The following is a 20,505-nucleotide window of genomic DNA, read 5'->3' as shown; positions in this document are numbered from 1 at the left end:
CTTTCTATAAAAAATATCATAAAATCTTCATAATTTTTATAAATACAAATATATCAATATGTTAGGGAAACTGGGAGCAAATGAAATGAGGAAGAGCGAGTCCTAAGAGTCGAGGAAAATAACCCTAATAACGATTTTACTCACCATTTAAATAATTATACTTTATAAACTCTAAATGATACTCACTCTATATATAACTATATAAAGTCATACCTTATAAATGCATGTTCTCTTTTCATATATAGCACAGCCCCATCAAACGTTACATTCGTTACCAATAGCTATTGCTATTGCGCAAGACTATCCAAATATCCAAGTTCATATTGCCTGTATTACAGAAAAACACCTGACTTATATTAAATCTATAGTCGCTTTATATCCGAATACAAATATAAAATATCATATACTCCCTCTCCCACTCATTATATATAACTATATTATACAACACGGAACGAATGCCCCTCTAAAAGTATTAGCATTATATTTAAACCGATCTTTCTTTAATCAGTTCTCTGCGATTATTGTTCCTGAAAGAACAACACTCTTATTAAAAAAATTTGGTGTTCAAAATCCAAAGCTAATTTGGACACGTCACGGTGCTGGCGATAGAGCTATCGGCTTTTCTAGAGATGTGCGAAAATTTGATTTTATTTTAACGGCTGGCAAAAAAATTGAGTATCGATTATTAAAACAAAAATCTATTCGTCCTGGACATTATCAAACAGGTATATATGCAAAATTCGATATCATCCATAAACTGCAGCAGAATAAGCAGCCTATTTTGTTTACAAACAATAAACCAATCATCTTGTATAACCCTCATTTTAAGCGTTGTTTCTCATCTTGGCATAAATTCGGACTACAAATTTTAGAGCAGTTTTCTCGACAAGATCAATATAACTTAATTTTTGCCCCACACTTTAGATTATTTTACCCTCCTTCTCCTAAAGATATAAAAGCATTTCAAGTCTATCAACAATATCATAATATATTAATTGATTTAGGCAGTGAGCACAGCGTAGATATGACATATACGCTCGCAGCACATCTATATTTGGGAGATGTCAGTAGTCAATCATCTGAATTCCTAGTCAAACCAAGACCTTGTGTCTTTTTAAATGCACATCGTGTTCATTGGAAAAACGATAAAAACTATATATCTTGGAGGCTCGGACAGGTTGTATCCTCGCCTCACCATATTATAAAAGTAATTGATGAAGCGTTTAAATTACAAAAAAACTTTATTCAATTACAAAAAAGTTATATACGCAATACATTTGGAACATTAAACAGCCCTACCGCACATATTGGGGCAAAAGCAATTGTTAATTATCTTAAAAGAACATAAGATAGTAAACTACAATGATTGCTTATAGAAACTTGGTGGAATTTTAATTGTGGAAATAACAAATTATCCTACCCCGACTGATTCAGGTTTGAAAAGACGTTTCGGTGACTTTACGTCTCTTGCTGAGGCTCTTGATTATGCTGCACAAGGTCAGTCCGGTATTAATTTTTATTCAGCCAAAGGGGTTCTTCTAGAATCGCTTCCTTATTCTTTATTAAAAGATCAAGCCAAAGATACTGCTAAAAAATTGCTAACTCTTGGACTTAAAAAAGGGGATCGCGTTGCGATAATCGCAGAAAGCGATAGTGATTTCAGCAGAATTTTTTTTGGTTGCCAATATGCAGGCTTAGTTCCTGCACCAATGCCTTTGCCCGTCGCGTTTGCCGGAAAGTCAGCTTACATAGACACATTACGCGGGATGATTACTAATTCTTCTGCAAGCGCGGTAATCACAGCACAAACAATTCAAAGTTGGACTCCAGAAATTATTGAAGGTTTTTCTTTAAAATTTGGAGGTAGCCCTGCTGAATTAATGGATATCCAAGCAGATCAAACAATTGAGCTCCCAACGATCAATAGTGACGACCTTTCTTATTTACAGTTTTCATCTGGAAGCACCCGTTTCCCAATGGGAATTGCTGTCACACAAAAAGCATGCTTAGCCAATGTACATGCCATTTCTAAATACGGATTAGCGGTTAAAGAAACAGGGGATCGCTGTGTTTCTTGGCTACCTTTATATCATGATATGGGATTGGTTGGTTTTTTCATTACACCATTGACATGCCAATTAAGTCTTGACCTATTACCCACAAGAGATTTTGCAAGAAGACCTCATGTATGGTTAGATATTATCAGTCGAAACAAGGGCACTTTATCTTACAGCCCATCTTTTGGTTTTGAACTCTGTGCTCGCCGCACACCTTCCTCTACATTAGAACTTGATCTTTCCTCATGGAGAGCTGCAGGTATTGGTGGAGATATGATTCGTTCTCATATTCTTGATCAGTTTGCAGAACAATATGCTGTATATGGATTTAGTCCAAAAGCATTTGTTGCAAGTTATGGTATGGCTGAAGCAACATTAGCATTAACTTTTGCACCTTTAGATACAGGCGTTAAGACTGATACTGTTGATTTAAATGTTCTCGAAACCAATGGAATTGCAAAACCTTGCAACGATCCTAAGATCACAACCAGAACATTTACTTTATGTGGCCCTATTCTCCCTGCTCATAAAATGGAAGTACGTGACGAAAATGGCAAATCACTTCCTGAGCGTCATGTAGGCAGTATTTTTGTAAAAGGTCCTAGCTTGATGAAAGAATATTTCCATCAAGAAGAAGAAACAAAACGAACAATTAGTGCAGATGGCTGGTTAAGAACTGGTGATCTTGGCTATATATTAGATAATGAAATTGTCATTACTGGTCGTGAAAAAGATTTAATCATCATTAACGGTCGTAATATTTGGCCTCAAGATCTCGAGTGGGCCGCGGAACATAGTTTTAATGCGCTCAGAAGTCGTGATGTCGCTGTATTCTCTGTCGATGCTGATAAGCACGAGTCGATCGTTGCATTAGTTCAATGTCGTTTCATCGATCCGGTAGAACGTAAAAATTTGCAAGAAGAAATGACCAACTTATTTCGCCGCCAACACGGTGTTGAAGTATCCGTTATTTTAGTTCCACCTCACAGCTTACCACAAACATCATCAGGAAAACTCACTCGTGCGAAGGCACGAAAAATGCTATTAGATGGTGAATTTAATATTAACACATAAGCTTATACAAGCCTCTTCTTTAATAGAAATCTTGAGCTTAACCGTTAATTAGAATATCCTAATTTAACCTTTTAATCAAAAAGGCTGATTGTAACTCAAACAATAATCAGCCAATATTAATAAAATCTAATTTAAGAAGGTATGCCAATATGACTGAAACGATTGAAAGCGTTTCTAAAACAATTATAGAAACACTGCTAGAAAACCCAAAAGTTCCACGTAATATTTCCGCTGATAGTAAAATTATCGAAGATTTAGAATTCGATTCATTGGCTGTTATGAATTTTGTGATGGAAATTGAAGACAAATTAGATGTTTCTGTTCCTTTAGATCGTTTAACAGACGTACGCACGATTCAAGATCTTGCTGAAGCTATTGTTTCTTTAAAATAAAAAGATTGATTCTTATGGATATCTTTACCAAATTTAAAACGCTTGATACCGCTTTTGAACAGCTTTCTGCTGTTTGCAAACATAATCCCTTTGGCACAACAATTGAAAAATTACTTTCTGCCACTGTTGGTATTATTAATGGCCAAGAAACATTGTTATTTGGAACAAATAACTATCTAGGTCTTAGCCAATCTGATGCAGCACGTCATGCTGCTTCTGAAGCTGCATTAAAATATGGTGTTGGCACCACTGGTTCAAGAATCGCAAATGGTACCTACTCTTTACATCAAGAGTTAGAACATGATTTAGCTAAATTCTTCAATCGCCGTTCTTGCATGGTATTCTCTACTGGATATCAAGCAACGTTGGGAATGGTTTCTACACTCGCAGGTAAAGATGATTATCTTTTCTTAGACGCTGATTGTCATGCCAGTATCTATGATGGTAGCCGAATGAGCCAAGCTCAAATTATTCGTTTCCGTCATAATGATGCTGATGACCTCAGGAAACGTTTACGTCGCCTTGGGGATATTCCTGGAAATAAACTCATCGTTGTTGAAGGTGTTTATTCAATGTTTGGGGATGTAATCCCACTTAAAGAATTTACCCAAGTTAAAAAAGAAGAAAAAGCTTGTCTTATGATTGATGAAGCACATTCTTTTGGGATTTTCGGGGAACATGGCCGAGGTATTGCAGAACGTGATGGCGTAGAGACAGACATCGATTTTACTGTTGGTACATTCTCAAAAAGCTTAGGCACTGTTGGCGGGTATTGCGTTTCTGATCATCCTCAAATGGATTTATTACGCCTTTGCACAAGACCTTATATGTTTACAGCATCTTTGCCACCAGAAGTAATTGCCGCAACAAAAGCTAATTTAGAAATCATTAAAAACCATCCAGAACTTAGACATCAACTCCATGATAATGCGTCACGTTTTTATCATGCTTTACGTCAAGCAGGTTTCTTAACAGGGCCAGATATTAGTTCTGTTATTTCTATTATCCTTGATGATGTTCCACAAGCAGCACGTTTTTGGAATCGTGTTCTAGAGTTAGGCGCTTATATTAACCTAAGCTTACCCCCAGCAACACCGGATAACCGTCCATTACTCCGTGCAAGTATTGCTGCAGCACATACAACAGACCAAATTGATAAGCTTGTGCAGATTTATATCCAAGCAGCACAGGATGTTGGACTAACTTTAAACAATAAATAATTAACGTTTAAAAACACCCTGGCGATATAATTTTATTAAAATCCAGGGTGCACTCACTAAGGGGTGTCGTTTTTGGAATGATGTTAAATTCAACTCTATCCCTTGGTGACGCTTAATCTTCCAAGCTAAATATTCAGCACCTCCTTTAAAAGTAAATGCTGCTTTTACGAGTCTAGCAATATTCAACGGTCGTCCTAATCTCTTCCGAACATTCCATTTGCATAACGCTTGTTCTCGCTCTGTATCAGAAATTTCTAGAAAAAACTGATTATAACACGTCTCAGAAAAAGAAATACCTAATCCAAACCATCCAGCTTTTAACAACTGATTAAAGTAAATTTCTCTATTCTCTAAAATAGACATCGGGCGATTTTTTGTTTCTACCCTTAGCTCTGCACCATAAGTCTGGGTAAATAAATTACACCAAAATTCCTCAGAAGTCCCTTCTTTTGGACCAAGGTACGCTGCCCACCAAGAAGCTGTAGCAACAGCCCTTATTAAACAACGGAATAGATCCCGACGAGCATCTACATCTCTACTCCACATAATTTTAATAGGCTGGCAAAAACGCGCCCACATCGTGGTATCAATAGATTGTAATCCTGTAGCTTCTCTCAACTGACTTAAAGATAAAATGGCAACCTTAGCCCTTAAAGAAACGTCTTGTTCGGTATATTCATAATATTCAATATTTGGAGGAAGCATTTGATTCGCTAGCAAACTACTTACTTTCCCCTCATACCAATCTGATAAATCCTCACAAACAATGTAAAAATCTAACAATCCTGTCAGATCTTGTTTCCATAAAGTTGATCCGTAATAAATGACCCCTATAGGACGCCTTCCTTTTAAAATAAACTCTATAAAACGAAAAACGTTTTGAGGAACGGCTTCTGTTTGCAAAGAAGACTGTAAAAGCGTAGCAAGTGACATCAGCAACAACTATAATCGAACAAAAGAAAATTCTGGGCCAACAGAGAAGTAAACTCGATGATCTTCACCTGTATCAAAACGCTCTCCATCCAGAATCACCTCTTGTTGTATCTTCATCTCAATTCGTTTAGCAATACCGCTTTGATAGGAAGTATTATCTCTTAGCCATTGTGGTGCTTTACCACGTAATAATGCCCAACATGCATAAATCAATTTTGATGGATAAGGTTTGACATTTAAATAATGCAGTCTTTGGTCATCATGCTCCCCCCCCCAAAATGGCCACATCCCATTAGATAAATTCTGAAGCGTTGTCGCTAAAAATAAAAAACTATTTTCACTCATTACACCTTGTTGATCATATTGAATATGACAAGCCTCTCCTTTTAACCACACATCACGTGTTTGTGGAGATAACAGCTTCAGTAACGCGAACAGAATCGTGATACCAACCGCCCAATCATGGGCAAAATTTTTCAAAATCGTTGGGTCGTGGGCAATATTAATCGCTCTTGTAAAAGCAGCAGTTCCAGAAAACATTCCTAAGACTGCTTGCCTAGAAGTATCTGACCACTCAATTTTAAGCGCATGACGATGTTGTACTGCCCCCATTAAACGATGTCTTTCAGATAAAATCTTTACCCGCTGCAACGCTTGCAATCCACGCACACCAAAACCAATGTCTTTTGCAATCAGATTTGTATTCCCGGAAGGTAAAATAACTAAACTAGGCATTTTATCCGTAGGATAAGCACGGTAAATACTTGTCATAACCTGACTAATCGTTCCATCACCACCATCAACAATAATACATTCTACATTTTCTGATGCGCAATGAACCACCATCTCATTTAGATGCTCAAGTGAATTGGGGACACAGTAACGGTTTCCCAACCAATTAGAGGCAAATTGTGAAAAACTTGTATCCTCATTTTTATTTAACCGACTGGTTGGGTTCTTAATCAAAGCAATATTTTGTGTCACAAACAGATTCCAAAATTCTATATAAACTTGTTTTTCATCAAGAAGAGTCGTAATAAAACATTTATATACAAATGTTATATATACTTCTCTTGTCTTTTATGAAACAATCAAAAAAAAAATCAACTATATTATAGCAAACTTATATATTATCATGTACGAAAGATCATTAACTAAAGGATAGTTACTGTTGAAACGCTTAACGATTGCTCATATTTCTGACCTTCATTTACCTCTAGAAACTATTCAATTTTCAAAGCTATCCCTTTGTAATAAACGTTTTTTGAGCTTTTTGTCATGGAAAAGACGTCGCTTTGGGTTGCAAAAAAAGAACTTAGATCTTGTTATTCAAGATATTCATGCACATAACCCTGATCTTGTCCTTATTTCTGGCGACCTTACCAATCTTGCCTTACCAGAAGAATTTAAGCAAGCCGCAGAATGGTTACATCAACTCCCTTTTCAAAAAATTCGTATTGTCCCAGGAAATCATGATTGTTTAGTCCAAACGCAATGGCATGATACACATGCTTATTGGACATCTTGGACAAAAGCATATGGTAAAGATGATTATCCAACAATTACAAAAACTGATACGACTGCTATTATTGGAATCTCAACTTCAGTGCCAACCGCACCATTTTTTGCAAGTGGATATATTGACCCAGATCAATTAGAACGTGTTAAAGAAGCTCTGCGAAAAGCTAAAGAAGAAAAACTCTTTCGAATTGTAATGTTGCATCATCCTCCTGTTTCAACAATGATGCATGAAAGAAAAGCTCTGAGAAATAGAAAGCAATTAAAAGAAATTTTTGATGAAGTGGGTGTTGAAATGATCCTATATGGTCATATCCACAAAACAATTACCAAAAAATTTCCAAATACAAATATACCAATGCTTGGAATTTCATCTGCATCCTCTAACGCTGTGCGCCCTCAACGTCAGGCAGCATGGCGTAAAATTAGTATAGAACCACAAGATCATCATCTTCAGGTTAATTTTTCAGTCAGGTCTTTGGATAAAAACCAACAATTTATCGAAAAAGCTGCATTTTATCTAAACCATTAACTCTAGTTGCTCCCTTGTCAAAGAATAACTCACACCCACATCATAAAAAACCTTTTTGGTCATTCTTGTTTCCTGGAACATTAGATCATTATTGTTTATCGCTTGCTGTCCCAACATTTTTTATTTCACTGGGTATTATTTTAGCAGCATTAATGCTAGAACGTTTACTCGTGTTACTAGATTTGCTTGCAGCTGATAACAGTCCATTAGGAACTTTTCTAGGATTACTCGCAGATCTTGTCCCTCATTATCTCGGATTAGCTATTCCAGCAGCACTCTGTGTTGCCGTTTACTCCAGTGTGCGACAAATGAGTCTTAATAACGAAATTGATGCGTTATTAAGCTCCGGAATATCATTATTCCGCTATTCACGCCCATATGTAGTTAGTGGCTTTATCGTAAGTTTTTTATGTATTATTTTATATGGTTATATGCAACCTTATGCACGATATGACTTTCGTGCAGCGTTCTTTTATGCGTCGCATGCTGGATGGGTGCCTAATATACAAAGCCATACCTTAATTAGACCTAATGATCACGTTGTTATGGTCGTTGATAAAGCCTATGATCATGGTACACATTTATCTGGCGTTTTTATTCACCAAAAAATACTAAATGAGCACCAAAAACCAACAGAACATATTATCATTGCTGAAACGGGCACTTTCTATACAGCTGATAATCGCTCTAAAATTCAACTTGATTTATATAATGGACAAAATCTCTCTTTAAATTCTCATGATAATAACAATATTACTAACTTCAACCAATCAATAAGAATTTTAAAACAAGAAGGTAAAAAAGTAACATTCCGAGATCGTGGCGATGATGAAAGAGAACTTACAATTACAGAACTATATCAACAGTTACGTCATCATACGAATTCGATCTCTCTTTTAGATATGAAAGCAGAATTCCATTTTCGTCTTGTCAGAGCCGTATCTATTTTATGTATTCCTCTCTTGGCAACAGGGCTAGCAATTATGAAAAAACGTAAAGGACGCAGCTGGGGATTAATCATCGCAGCCATAACTTTGCTCGCTTATGACCATATTCAGGAATTTGGCTCTAATTTAGTTGCTTCTGGGCATCATTCAGCATTAATTTCTTTGTGGCTTCCTTTATTGGCTTTTTTCTTGATGTGTTATCTCACTTTATTGTTTAAAAGTGGTTTATTAAGGATCTCTTTACTTAAACGCTCTTCTAGACATATGGGTAAATAATGAAAAATATGTTTCAACGACATCAGTTAATTATTTATCTGTCGATGCGATTACTTGGTGCTGTTCTTGGAACGGCTATCTTGCTGACTACAATTATGGAGGCTTTAACCCTTCTGGAACAAATGACTCCTATTTTAGAGCGGCATTTAGGAGGAAAAGGGATCGCACATTATCTTATCTTGCGCCTTCCTTTACTCTTCAGCTCTATCTTACCGTTAAGCATGTTAATCGGTGCCATCGTAATGTTCACACAATTAACGTTAAATACAGAGATCACTATCCTACGCTCAGCAGGCCTATCAACATTTGGTTTAATTAAAAAACTAATTCCTGCAACGTTATTATTAAGCGCTATTGCTCTTCTTTTTTATGATCAAATCACCCCAAGGTCAGAGCTTAATCTTGCCATTTGGTGGAACAAGACAAACCCTTCTCCTGAAAAAAGCAAAGATTTTTACTTCTATCAAAAACTAGATATTATTAGCGTTGATTATATCGCCCATGGTGGAAATAAAATTTCTGGCTTAACCATTTATAAACGTAAAGACAGATCTCATTTACAAAGTATTTTAAAAGCGGACACAGCAAAATATATTAATAAACAATGGATTCTCTCTAATGCAAAAATGTTAGAGGTTGCACCAGGTGTCCCTTTACAATTTATAGATATAACTGATCCGAAAAAACTCATTTGGAATGTTGCGTTAACGCCACGAAATTTTGTTGAACTCTCTATCCCGTCTTTACCTCAATCTTTTAAGACGATGTTCGTGCAATTATCCCATATAGAGCCATTTCGCTCTCCTACAAACACTTTAAAAACAGCAATATGGGAGCGCTTTTTCCTTCCATTTACTTTTATCGTGATGCTAATTATTGCAATTCCAGTAACATCAATCCCTCCAAGAACTGGATTAAAAAGCTGGTTACCTATATATTGTCTGGGTGCTGGATTATTCTTTATTATTTTTCAGGAGGTTTTGCGTGCCCTCGGTAAAGCTGGAACATTACCTGCACCTATTGCAGTAATTCCTTCTCTTTTGATATTCATCTTCGCAGCAAGTGCTATTATTTTAATGATTGAAGAAAAACCATGAAAAACCAATCTATCCTCGAAATCATGCGAAACAAAGATCTTCGGTCTGGTCGCAGTTATGACTTAGGTAAAATGAACTTAAAAGAATTATGGGTGGCTTATCTAACCCATGGCACCATTTTGCTTTATTTTAGCCTTATTGTTGCCAGTATTGTAGGTGTTTATTATACATTTACAGGGTGGCTTCCCGTTATCGGTGCAATCATCATGATGATCCTAGGATTTCCATTAATTTGGTATATTATCCATCGTTGGATTATGCATGTATCAATTTTATATCGAATTAAATGGACGGCTTCTTTGTGGAAACGAATTCATTTCGATCATCATCAAGATCCGCATCTATTAAACGTTTTATTTGGTTCTCCTCTTAATACAATACCAACAATTCTTATTGTTGCAGGTGGACTTGGATATCTAGTTGGTGGAGTACCTGGCTTTTTTGCTTCAATAGGAACCGCTGTTTACATGGCTAGTTTTTATGAGTTTTTTCATTGTATCCAACATCTTGGATATAAGCCAAAATCAAAATATGTTTTACATATTAAGCAAGTTCATGTCTTACATCACTTCCACGATGAAAAAGGTAATTACGGTATTACAAACTATTTCTGGGATAAAGTATTTGGCACTTATTACGAAGAAGCAAAAATGCGTGATCGTAGCCCAACCGTCTTTAATATGGGATATGACCTCAAAGAAGCTGAACGCTATCCTTGGGTTATGCTAAAAACAGGTTCACCTCCACGCGATCGTCCAGCGGGCTCTAACTTCCGTGAACAAAAAAAACCATCTTCTGAACAAGATAAACAAGCTGCATAGGAAACAATATGGAACGTGAAACTGTTAATGCACTGATACTTGCTGGTTCCAGACAAGGAAAGCAAGATCCTCTGGCTCAACATGCTCACGTTTCTCATAAAGCTATTCTTCCTATTCTTGGACGACCTATGATTCACTATGTTGTCCAAACACTTTCCAAGGTTAACCTAATCGAGAAAATCGCAGTAACCATTGAACAACAATCAATTGTCAAAGATATTCTACCTGAATATATTCAATACTTACCTGCAGCCTTAGGTCCAAGCGACAGTGTTATTCATGCAATTAAAGAGCTTGGTACACCACTTCTTGTCACAACAGCTGATAATCCTTTATTACAACCTGAATGGGTTGAGTATTTTCTAAATGAAGCTGAGCGCACAAAATGCGATATTGCCGTAGGGATCGCTCTAAAAGAACAAATTAATTCCGATGTTCCTAATACAAAAAGAACATATATCAATCTTTCTGATGGCTCTTTTTCTGGATGCAATCTCTTTTTATTCAGAACGCCAAAAGCAATACAAGTTGCAAAATTATGGCAAAAACTAGAAAAACATCGTAAACAGCCCTTGAAAATGGGATATTTATTAGGATACCAAATTATCCTAAGATACCTCTTAAAATGCTTAACACGACAAGCATTAAAAAAGAGAATTTATAAGCTTACCAAAGCAAAAACACATTTTGTAGTCATGCCATGGGGACAAGCTGCCGTGGATGTGGATAAACCAGAAGATTTAACTCTTGTTAATTCACTATTTCAAAATTAACCCATGCGTATCGCTTACATCATTAACTCATTAGAAGGTGGTGGTGCAGCATTTCCCGTTCCTTCAATTTTATCTTTAATGCGTGATTATGGTGCAGAAGTAAAAATTTTTGCATTGACTAAAAAAGATGGCAAAGCTTTACCTACAATCCATAAAGCTCTTTTACCTGTTTCCGTCAGAGACGGCGGCCTCAAAGATCATCTTAAAACATTATTATGGCTAAACCAACAAATCCAAACCTATCAGCCTACCCATTTATGGACTTCTTTAACCAGAGCAACTTTACTGGGACAATTGGTTGGATTAAAACACCAAATTCCTGTTATTAGCTGGCAACATGCTGCTTATTTAAAACCTTGGAACCTAAGACTCTTAAAGGCCACTCGCTCTCTTTCTAAATTATGGATTGGTGATTCTCAAAGAGTGACGACCCTAACTCAAGAACGCCTTAAAATTTGTAATGACAAAATAATCACTTGGCCTATTTTCAAAAGCTCTGTGAATGCACTCAAAGCACTTCCTTGGCAAAATGGACAAACTATTCAGATTGTCTCTATGGGACGATTACATCCTGTCAAAGGTTACGATATATTAATTGAAGCTTGTCGTCTGTTAAGCAAACGTCCGAACCTACCTAGCTATAAAGTGACTATTTATGGCGAAGGTCAAGAGTATGACACACTCAATAAACGTATTCAGCAATATCAATTAGAACAATATATTAAACTGGCAGGTTTCACGCCACATGTTGAACAAGCCTTAATACAAAGTCATCTTTATCTACAACCTTCTCGTTCAGAAGGATTTTGTGTTGCTGCTCATGAAGCCATGCAAGCTGGACTACCTGTGATTGCCAGTGCAGTAGGAGAACTTCCTTTTTCCATTACAAATAATAAAACAGGCTTTATTGTTCCTCCAGAAGACCCAATTGCCCTTGCCAATGCGCTTTATAATTTTTTACAAAAACCAGAACAGCTTTACATCATGGGACAACTTGCCAGACAAATAGTTCTCTCTCGTTTTTCTACAGAATATTTTAACCAAATTGGTCGTCAAATTTTTGACCGTATGAACACATTTACAAACCAATAAAAAAGAGCCTCTGTTAAAAAGACTCTTTCTCTAATCTATAATTTTTTAAATTCAATCAACGCTTCAATTTCTTTTTTAACTGATAAAGAGCATCTATTTTAAGGCGTTCAAATGCAGATTCAGCCATTCTCTTTGCATCAATTAACGTATATTCACCCATTGCACTTAATGTATGCACCCCATGACAATATGATCCAAACACTCCATCATTTGCATTTAAATGCTTGACCACATGCGCTTCAAACTTTTCCGGGGTCAAAGAGGTGATCTTGAGAAAAGATAATCCGCCGCCATAGGTCCTTGTGCAATCTTGTGTCGGTAAAATAATACCATCATCCGTTACCAACACACTTCCTCCTGGGCGAGAACTAGCGGGAGTAATACGAACAGGATTCTGAGGATGCAACTGCCACGCTCCCATTAGACTTTCAGAAAAAGCAACGGATAATACACTTTGGCGACTATATCCTGAATCAGCTGGCGTATAAAACATCCACCATAAACCATCATGAAAAAATATACTTGGATCAATAACCATCTCTGGAAAAGAAAACTCAGACACAGGCTCCCATTGATAAGGAAATTGGACTGCCTTATACAAATTTGTTTTTCCTGATTTATACGCTTCTGGCAGCATATAAATATTTCCCTGATCCTTAATCAATATAGGATAAGATAAATGCCATGGCTCTTCCAATACAACAGCTCTATCCAAAAGTTTTAGTGTCTTATCATCAAATACTAAAACTTCTATTCGCCCGTGACGGTCTCTATAATCATACCCCTCAGCAAACACATATAATTTCCCATCTTGATGTAAACCAAATGGGTCTGCTAAGAATTTAAAAGATGGTTCTTCCTCTAACCAATGAACATGATCCACCCCTTTGGCAACCACTTCTGCCATTGGAGCTTTTATAATCCCTACACGCCAGATATCTGTCTCATAAATAGACACGTTGCAATGACCTTCTTACTCTTTAATCTCATTTAAAAATAAGAGATTCATCGGGTGTTCTAAATAAGCTTCAACGGTTTTGGCTAATTTTTGGAAATGCGCTGTTTGTAGATGAAAATCTAATGCTTTTTGGCTGGCCCAATGTTCGATAAAAACAACTCGATTATGATTTCCTTGCTCGAAATGAGCTGCATAAAATTGATTCCCATCTTCTTGACGTGTTTGCTCAACACACTCTTTAACAACAGCTGCAATTTTTTCCCATGAACCTTCTTTTAAGTCTAATGTTGCAACTAACCTAAGATCTTGTGACATGATTTGTCCTTTTCATTCTTTTTATATTTCTGAGTTTTGCTATATAAAAGCCTATACTCTATTGATATAGCCCTTTAAAAAGCATAAACTTCACCTTTAAAATAAATAACGCCATTATTTATTCAAAATTAAACAATATATCCTATTTACTTTTTAACATATTTTCTAGCATATCAGAAAAAAAGATAGTGATCATATCCACATCACACCACTTTCAATTTGTTTATCGAGGTTAATCCAATTATGACGGACGCTCTTTCTCACCGCTTTGAAGCAGCACAAGCAATTGTTAAAAAAGCCGCTGAAATGGCCATGACAATGCGCCCAGCACCAGGTGGCCCGCAAGGATCTCTGAAACATGCTCAAGACTGGTTAACAGAAACAGATGGTAAAGTTGAATCCTTTATCTCTAAAGAAATTAAAAGCCTTTTTCCAGAGGATGGCTTTCAAGGAGAAGAAGAAGGTCAGACCAGAACAGGTTCATTAAGATGGGTTGTTGATCCAATTGACGGAACCTCAAATTATGCCAGAGGGCGTAATAGATGGTGTGTCTCTCTTGGATTAATGGAAGGGAGTACGCCTATTCTAGGGATTATTGCTGCTCCTCCTGTGCAAGAATTTTATACTGCTCGACTAGGACATGGCGCGTTTATGAATGGAAAGCAGATTCATGCCTCCCCTGTGACAGATCCTAAAACTTCTATGGTTGAATTAGGATGGAGCCACGTCAGTAAAAAAGAAGAATTTTTAAAACATGCGAATGCTATCCTTGAAACTGGTGCAATGATCCGTACATTAGGATCAGGGACGATGTCTTTGGTTGATGTCGCCAGCGGAAGATTAGATGGACATTTTGAAATGGCTATCAATTTATGGGATGTCGCTGCAGCTCTTGTGTTATTACAAGAAGCTGGAGCAAAAATTTCTCCATTTCTAGAAGATGGCGGTTTGTATCAACCAACACCAATCTTAACCGCAGCACCAGGATTAGCCGACTTACTATCAAAAACAGTCAATATTCCATTGCGTTCTGCGTAATTTCTTTATTTCTAAACCTTACTTTTTATATTTTATAGATGAAACACATGAATTCTTATAAATATCTTTCACTTTGCTTTACCGCAGCTCTAGGAGTTAGTATCTCAACAGCTGCATATGCAAGCACAAAAGCAGAGCAATCTTTGGTTGATCACGCGACTTTGGCAGTTCAAGACATTTATAGCGATGTATCTACAGATAGTAAGCTCTATAGTCGTCTTAAAGAAGCCAGAGCCGTTATGATATGCCCTGATATTACCCGTATATCTCTTGTTTTTGGCGGATCTGGTGGTAGCTGCGTTTTATTATCCAGAGATGCACAAGGATCTTGGTCAAGCCCTGCTTTTTACTCAATGTCTAGCGGATCATTTGGAATACAGCTTGGTGTTGAAAATTCAGAAGTTATGTTTTTCTTAATGGATGAAACAAGCCTACGCTCTCTGTTGGATAGCCAGTTTACGATGGGAGCAACAGCTTCTGCCACAGCAGCCAAAGCCAGTGGCAGTGCTGATAGTGGTGGGGAAAATATTTATACAATCCAAAAAAGCTCTGGACTGTTTGCTGGTGCAGCTTTTAAAGGTTCTAAACTCAAAATTGATAGTAAATCTAACCATAATTACTACAATGAAACTGTTGGCCCAGAAGATATTGTCATTGCAATGCGTGTGAATAACTCTGGAGCAGATCCATTACGTAGAATGCTCATTAAATTAAGTAAACAAGCCACTACATCAACCACCACTACAACTAAAAAAAGCAGCAAAAAAGACGATAGCACGAATAGTGATATTGATTCTGGTGCTATTCAGTTGGCACCCAGTGGAGGAAGTGGCAGCATTAAATCAGAAAGCTTAGCCCCACCACCAGCTGCAAAAAAATATTAAATTTAAAAATAAATAATCATAAAATAGCCAAGTATATCTTGGCTATTTTTTTTCCTTACGCAATGCAACATTATGATTATGTTCTGTTAGAGAACTAGAGAAACTATGCCCTCCAGTTCCATTAGCAACAAAATATAACATATTTCCATCAACAGGATGTGCCACAGCTTCTAATGCTGCCTTACCCGGAGAGCAAATTGGAGAAGGTGGTAACGCATCAATCCAATATGTATTATAAGCACTTTCAACAGTCCAATCTTGTCGTGTTAATGGACGATCAAGTTTCCCTTGCCCTTCCGTAAGTGCATAAATCACCGTTGGATCAGACTGCAATCTCATTCCTGTTTTAAGGCGATTAATAAATACACGTGCAATCATCGAACGTTCTCTAGGAACTGCTGTTTCTTTTTCTACAATAGAAGCAAGCGTTAAAAGCTCTTTAGGTGTTTTAATCTCTGCAAGAGGTTGCCGATTTTTCCAAATCTGATCTAATGTTTTTTGCATAGAATCTTGCATTCTCTGCAATAATTTTTCTCTAGAATTTCCATACTCATAAGCATAAGTTTGAGGAAGAACACTACCTTCTGTAGGAACAATAATCTGACCTGTTAAAAAAGGTGCCTGATTTATCAAATTTTCAATTTGATATGCCGTTAATCCTTCAGGAATTGTTAATTCATGTTGAACAGGTTTAGCATGACGTAAAATATTCAAAACTTGCTGTATAGATGCTTGTTTTGGAAAAGCAAATTCAGCTGCATGCAACGGTCCTTGCTTTGCTGTCATTTTTACAGCTATTTGAAAAATTAGTTTATTAAGAAAGCTATTGGATAAAACGTGTTCACGCTGTAACTGTGAAATTACAGCATCAGTATTCCCTTTTGAAATCACAACATCTTTTGCTGAGGACAACATACCAGGTTTGGAATAGATAGTTTTTCCAAACACAAACATCGCTAGAAGAATAACCAGTAATGCGCCACAACTTATCGATAACTTACGCATTAATATGTATCCTTAAGCTATATTTTCTAAACCTTCTTAAACAATAAAGAAGCGTTTGTTCCACCAAAACCAAAACTATTTGATAAAGCAACGTTCACTTGGCGACGTTGGGCTTCATGAGCCACACGATCAATCACTGTTTCTGTTGAAGGATTATCTAAGTTCAATGTAGGAGGCACAACGTTATCACGAATAGCAAGAAGAGAGAAAATCGCTTCTACCGCACCTGCTGCCCCTAATAAGTGACCAATAGAGGTTTTTGTTGAAGACATTGCTAGTTTTTTACCAGCATCCCCAAAAAGACGTTCAACAGCTTCTAACTCAAGGTCATCAGCTTTTGTTGAAGTACCATGTGCATTCACATAGTTAATATCTTCAACTGCAATCCCTGCATTCTTAATCGCGGCACGCATAGCTCTATAAGCGCCATCGTGACCTTCTGCAGGTGCAGTGATATGATATGCATCACCAGACATTCCATATCCGATGACCTCACCATAAATCTTAGCGCCACGTGCTTTTGCATGCTCATATTCTTCAAGCACAACAATACCAGCACCTTCACCCATAACAAAACCATCACGGTCTTTGTCCCAGGTACGAGAAGCTTTTTCAGGCGTATCATTAAATCCAGTTGACAATGCACGTGCAGCAGAAAATCCAGCAATTCCTAAAGCGCATACTGCAGCTTCAGCACCACCAGCGACCATCACATCTGCATCACCCAACGCAATTAATCTTGTCGCATCACCAATCGCATGAACTCCAGAAGCACATGCCGTTACAGCAGCATGATTAGGCCCTTTAAAGCCATACTTAATAGAGACATAGCCTGAAACCAAGTTAATCAATGATGATGGGATAAAGAATGGAGAAACTTTACGAATTTCACCATCGTGAACTTTAATTGATGTTTCGTAAATCGTTTGCAAACCACCAATTCCTGAACCAATCATTACCCCAGTAGAGCAACGTTCCTCTTCAGTTTGTGGCACCCATCCAGAATCTTCTACAGCTTGAATTGCTGCAACTAGACCTAAATGAATAAAACGATCCATCTTTTTTTGATCTTTAACAGGAATCCATTCTGCAAGATCTAACTTACCTTCACTTTTCATGCCGACAGGAACTTCACCTGCAACACGAGCGGGAAGGTTAGAAGCATCAAAGCTGCTGATTGCTTTAATTCCGCTCTCACCAGCAATTAATCGATTCCATACATTATCAATACCAATTCCAAGAGGACTGACAACACCCATTCCGGTGACGACTACTCGACGCTGAAAAATTTCTTTCTTTTCTGACATCTAATTAACCTATACGCCTCTTGAAACCGATCAAAATATGAAATTATGCAGATTGTTTTTGTTTTTCGATGTAATCGATAGCATCTTTAACAGTTGCAATTTTTTCAGCTGCATCTTCTGGGATTTCTACGCTGAATGCTTCTTCAAAAGCCATAACTAATTCAACTGTATCTAAGCTGTCTGCGCCTAAATCATCAATAAAAGAAGCTTCCGGTGTTACTTTTGCTTCTTCAACACCAAGATGTTCAACTACGATTTTTTTTACTTTATCGGCGATATCGCTCATCTAATTTAATTCCTTCTGCTTGCTATAAGCATTATTTAGTGGTCGTAACTCTATTAATTTCAAAGGTTTGTCACTGAACAAACCTTATATAAACAATTTAATCTGCTTGGGGCATATCATATTTATAACAAATAGCCAAGCCAAACTTCAAAATTGTATCTCTTAGTTTATACCTAACCCAATAATTCTTTATTAAGATAACGTCAATATATGATTTTTACAACACATGGTTGTTTAAATCATCGCCATCCCACCATTAACATGAAGCGTAGAACCTGTAACCCATTGAGCTTCATCAGACGCAAGGTAAATCACTGCAGCGGCAATATCTTCAACTTTACCCATACGTGTGCATGGAATTTTTTCCAATAACTTTTCACGTTGTGCTTCTGATAACTCATCCGTCATTGCTGTTTCAATAAATCCTGGAGCCACGACATTCACCGTAATTCCACGGCTTGCAATTTCTTGTGCCAAAGATTTGCTCATCCCAATCAACCCAGCTTTTGCAGCACAATAATTCGCTTGACCTGGATTTCCTGTGATACCAACAATTGATGCAATATTAATAATTCGTCCATAACGTCTGCGAATCATCCCCTTTATTGCAACTTGACTGAGACGAAAAGGAACTGAAAGATCTACATCTAACACTGTTTGCCAATCCGAATCTTTCATCCGCAATGCCAAGGTATCTCTTGTTAACCCCGCATTATTAACCAAAATATCAATAGGCGCATCAAACAGTTTCTCAGCATTTGGAATTAACGCAGAAACAGATTCTGGATCTGTTAAATTAGCAACTTGAATCTTTGCTTTTTCTTCACCACCCAGTTGCGTTTGCACTTCTTTGAGAACATTTTCTCTGGTTCCTGATAAAACAACTTTTGCACCTTGAGCAATTAATGCTTGAGCAATAGCTTGGCCAATACCACCAGAAGCCCCAGTAACCAATGCAACTTTGCCGTCTAATTTAAACATGTTGATTCCTTTAATTAACTTTTAGAATTCGAAAAAATAGTAACAAATTGATCAATATCTGCAGGCTCTCCAACAGAATAAACCTGGCGATCTTTAGCTGTTCGACGCATGATATTCGATAATACTTTACCAGATCCAATCTCAAAAAATATTTCTACTTCTTTATCAAGCATAAACTGCATCGTTTCAGCCCATCGAACTGGCGCAGTTACTTGTTTAACCAGTAACTCTTGAACTTCTTGCACGTTTTCATATGGTTGTGCCGTCACATTTGCAAGAACCGAACAATTTAAAGGATTTAAAGAAAGTGAAGACAAAGCTTCTTGCATTTTATTTGCTGCAGGAACCATTAAAGGACTATGAAAGGGTGCTGAAACAGGAAGCTTAATGACTCGACGAATCCCTTGTTCCGCTGCAAAAGCAATCGCACGTTCAATAGCGTCTAAATGACCAGAAATCACAACTTGTCCTGCACCATTATCATTCGCCACAGCAACGACAGAATCTGATTGACTACTATGCTGACAAATAAGTTGAGCTTGTTCCATATTGACGTTTAACAAAGCGGCCATACCACCTAAGCCTTTAGGAACAGAATTTTGCATTGCATCCCCACGTAAACGCAATAATGCAGCAGTTGTTGAAAAATCAAAAACACCCGCTGTGCATAAAGCTGAATACTCACCCAAAGAATGACCCGCAGCAAAAGAAACGTCTTTTGCAATATTAAGACCAACCTCTTTTTCTAAAATACGAATTACGGCCATAGAATGTGCCATCAAAGCAGGCTGTGTATTTTGAGTCAGTTTTAACTCATCCTCTGGCCCCTCCATCATAATTTTTGATAAAGGTTGCTTTAATGTCTCATCTAATTCCTCAAAGACCTCACGTGCCACTGGAAATGCTTCTGCAAGCTGTTTACCCATTCCAACATATTGGCTGCCCTGACCGGGAAAAAGAAAAGCACAAACTGCCATCGATTATTCCTAAATAAAATAC

The 20,505-nt window shown here is 37.2% G+C and carries 21 protein-coding genes; 12 read left to right on the top strand and 9 right to left on the bottom strand.

Annotated elements, in window-relative coordinates:
• The first annotated feature begins 220 nt into the window (after nucleotides 1-220).
• From CIN_RS09260 to spt, 4 genes are all read left to right on the top strand, one after another.
• Nucleotides 221-1,348 (top strand): hypothetical protein, encoded by a 1,128-nt coding sequence (locus tag CIN_RS09260; protein ID WP_008854827.1) that lies wholly within the window; start codon nucleotides 221-223, stop codon nucleotides 1,346-1,348.
• Between the two features lie 49 nt (nucleotides 1,349-1,397).
• Nucleotides 1,398-3,131, top strand: coding sequence for a fatty acyl-AMP ligase (locus CIN_RS09255; protein ID WP_008854826.1), 1,734 nt, complete (start codon nucleotides 1,398-1,400; stop codon nucleotides 3,129-3,131).
• Nucleotides 3,132-3,280: 149 nt separating this feature from the next.
• Nucleotides 3,281-3,523 (top strand): acyl carrier protein, encoded by a 243-nt coding sequence (locus CIN_RS09250; protein WP_008854825.1) that lies wholly within the window; start codon nucleotides 3,281-3,283, stop codon nucleotides 3,521-3,523.
• Between the two features lie 14 nt (nucleotides 3,524-3,537).
• Nucleotides 3,538-4,743 carry a serine palmitoyltransferase gene (gene spt / locus CIN_RS09245; RefSeq protein ID WP_008854824.1) on the top strand — a complete coding sequence of 402 codons (1,206 nt, stop codon included), beginning with the start codon at nucleotides 3,538-3,540 and terminating at the stop codon, nucleotides 4,741-4,743.
• On the opposite strand, the gene CIN_RS09240 is transcribed toward spt, so the two are convergent.
• Nucleotides 4,744-5,676 (bottom strand): hypothetical protein, encoded by a 933-nt coding sequence (locus CIN_RS09240; RefSeq protein ID WP_008854823.1) that lies wholly within the window; start codon nucleotides 5,674-5,676, stop codon nucleotides 4,744-4,746. It abuts the gene before it with no gap.
• Between the two features lie 9 nt (nucleotides 5,677-5,685).
• Entirely contained in the window at nucleotides 5,686-6,660 is a 975-nt protein-coding gene (locus CIN_RS09235; RefSeq protein ID WP_040364253.1) for a diacylglycerol/lipid kinase family protein, read from the bottom strand.
• A 187-nt stretch (nucleotides 6,661-6,847) separates the two neighbouring features.
• On the opposite strand from CIN_RS09235, the gene CIN_RS09230 reads away from it, so the two are divergent.
• From CIN_RS09230 to CIN_RS09205, 6 genes are read left to right on the top strand one after another with little or no spacing between them, the layout of a single operon-like run.
• Complete coding sequence (locus CIN_RS09230; protein ID WP_008854821.1) at nucleotides 6,848-7,726, top strand: metallophosphoesterase family protein; 879 nt, start codon at nucleotides 6,848-6,850, stop codon at nucleotides 7,724-7,726.
• A 14-nt stretch (nucleotides 7,727-7,740) separates the two neighbouring features.
• A complete protein-coding gene (locus CIN_RS09225) occupies nucleotides 7,741-8,949 on the top strand; it encodes an LptF/LptG family permease (RefSeq protein WP_008854820.1) in 1,209 nt (402 codons plus the stop codon).
• Nucleotides 8,949-10,046 (top strand): LptF/LptG family permease, encoded by a 1,098-nt coding sequence (locus tag CIN_RS09220; RefSeq protein WP_040364252.1) that lies wholly within the window; start codon nucleotides 8,949-8,951, stop codon nucleotides 10,044-10,046. Before CIN_RS09225 ends, CIN_RS09220 begins: the two co-directional genes overlap by 1 nt.
• Nucleotides 10,043-10,867, top strand: a complete 825-nt coding sequence (locus CIN_RS09215) for a sterol desaturase family protein (RefSeq protein ID WP_139016993.1) — start codon at nucleotides 10,043-10,045, stop codon at nucleotides 10,865-10,867. The genes CIN_RS09220 and CIN_RS09215 overlap by 4 nt, the downstream gene beginning before the upstream one ends.
• Before the next feature lie 8 nt (nucleotides 10,868-10,875).
• Entirely contained in the window at nucleotides 10,876-11,640 is a 765-nt protein-coding gene (locus CIN_RS09210; RefSeq protein WP_008854817.1) for a nucleotidyltransferase family protein, read from the top strand.
• Between the two features lie 3 nt (nucleotides 11,641-11,643).
• The gene (locus CIN_RS09205) at nucleotides 11,644-12,732 is read left to right on the top strand and encodes a glycosyltransferase (protein ID WP_008854816.1); all 1,089 of its coding nucleotides are present in this window, start codon (nucleotides 11,644-11,646) and stop codon (nucleotides 12,730-12,732) included.
• Nucleotides 12,733-12,787: 55 nt separating this feature from the next.
• Here the strand turns inward: CIN_RS09205 and CIN_RS09200 are convergent, their stop codons facing one another.
• On the bottom strand, nucleotides 12,788-13,690 hold the full coding sequence (locus CIN_RS09200; protein ID WP_008854815.1) for a glucosamine inositolphosphorylceramide transferase family protein: 903 nt from the start codon (nucleotides 13,688-13,690) through the stop codon (nucleotides 12,788-12,790).
• A 15-nt stretch (nucleotides 13,691-13,705) separates the two neighbouring features.
• Entirely contained in the window at nucleotides 13,706-14,005 is a 300-nt protein-coding gene (locus tag CIN_RS09195; RefSeq protein WP_008854814.1) for a putative quinol monooxygenase, read from the bottom strand.
• Nucleotides 14,006-14,248: 243 nt separating this feature from the next.
• Between CIN_RS09195 and CIN_RS09190 the strand changes: the two genes are divergently transcribed.
• Nucleotides 14,249-15,043 (top strand): inositol monophosphatase family protein, encoded by a 795-nt coding sequence (locus tag CIN_RS09190; RefSeq protein ID WP_008854813.1) that lies wholly within the window; start codon nucleotides 14,249-14,251, stop codon nucleotides 15,041-15,043.
• 47 nt (nucleotides 15,044-15,090) lie between these two features.
• Entirely contained in the window at nucleotides 15,091-15,927 is an 837-nt protein-coding gene (locus CIN_RS09185; RefSeq protein WP_008854812.1) for a lipid-binding SYLF domain-containing protein, read from the top strand.
• Between the two features lie 42 nt (nucleotides 15,928-15,969).
• Here CIN_RS09185 and mltG read toward each other — a convergent pair whose 3' ends face one another.
• From mltG to fabD, 5 genes are all read right to left on the bottom strand, one after another.
• Nucleotides 15,970-16,932, bottom strand: coding sequence for an endolytic transglycosylase MltG (gene mltG / locus CIN_RS09180; RefSeq protein ID WP_040364250.1), 963 nt, complete (start codon nucleotides 16,930-16,932; stop codon nucleotides 15,970-15,972).
• 26 nt (nucleotides 16,933-16,958) lie between these two features.
• The gene (gene fabF / locus CIN_RS09175) at nucleotides 16,959-18,239 is read right to left on the bottom strand and encodes a beta-ketoacyl-ACP synthase II (RefSeq protein ID WP_040364249.1); all 1,281 of its coding nucleotides are present in this window, start codon (nucleotides 18,237-18,239) and stop codon (nucleotides 16,959-16,961) included.
• A 43-nt stretch (nucleotides 18,240-18,282) separates the two neighbouring features.
• Complete coding sequence (locus CIN_RS09170; RefSeq protein WP_008854809.1) at nucleotides 18,283-18,525, bottom strand: acyl carrier protein; 243 nt, start codon at nucleotides 18,523-18,525, stop codon at nucleotides 18,283-18,285.
• A 234-nt stretch (nucleotides 18,526-18,759) separates the two neighbouring features.
• The gene (fabG, locus tag CIN_RS09165; RefSeq protein ID WP_008854808.1) at nucleotides 18,760-19,506 is read right to left on the bottom strand and encodes a 3-oxoacyl-[acyl-carrier-protein] reductase; all 747 of its coding nucleotides are present in this window, start codon (nucleotides 19,504-19,506) and stop codon (nucleotides 18,760-18,762) included.
• 14 nt (nucleotides 19,507-19,520) lie between these two features.
• Nucleotides 19,521-20,483 carry an ACP S-malonyltransferase gene (gene fabD / locus CIN_RS09160; protein WP_008854807.1) on the bottom strand — a complete coding sequence of 321 codons (963 nt, stop codon included), beginning with the start codon at nucleotides 20,481-20,483 and terminating at the stop codon, nucleotides 19,521-19,523.
• Nucleotides 20,484-20,505 lie beyond the last annotated feature (22 nt).

Source organism: Commensalibacter intestini A911 (genome assembly GCF_000231445.1).
Classification (GTDB): domain Bacteria; phylum Pseudomonadota; class Alphaproteobacteria; order Acetobacterales; family Acetobacteraceae; genus Commensalibacter; species Commensalibacter intestini.
This window is presented reverse-complemented; position numbering and strand designations above follow the sequence as displayed.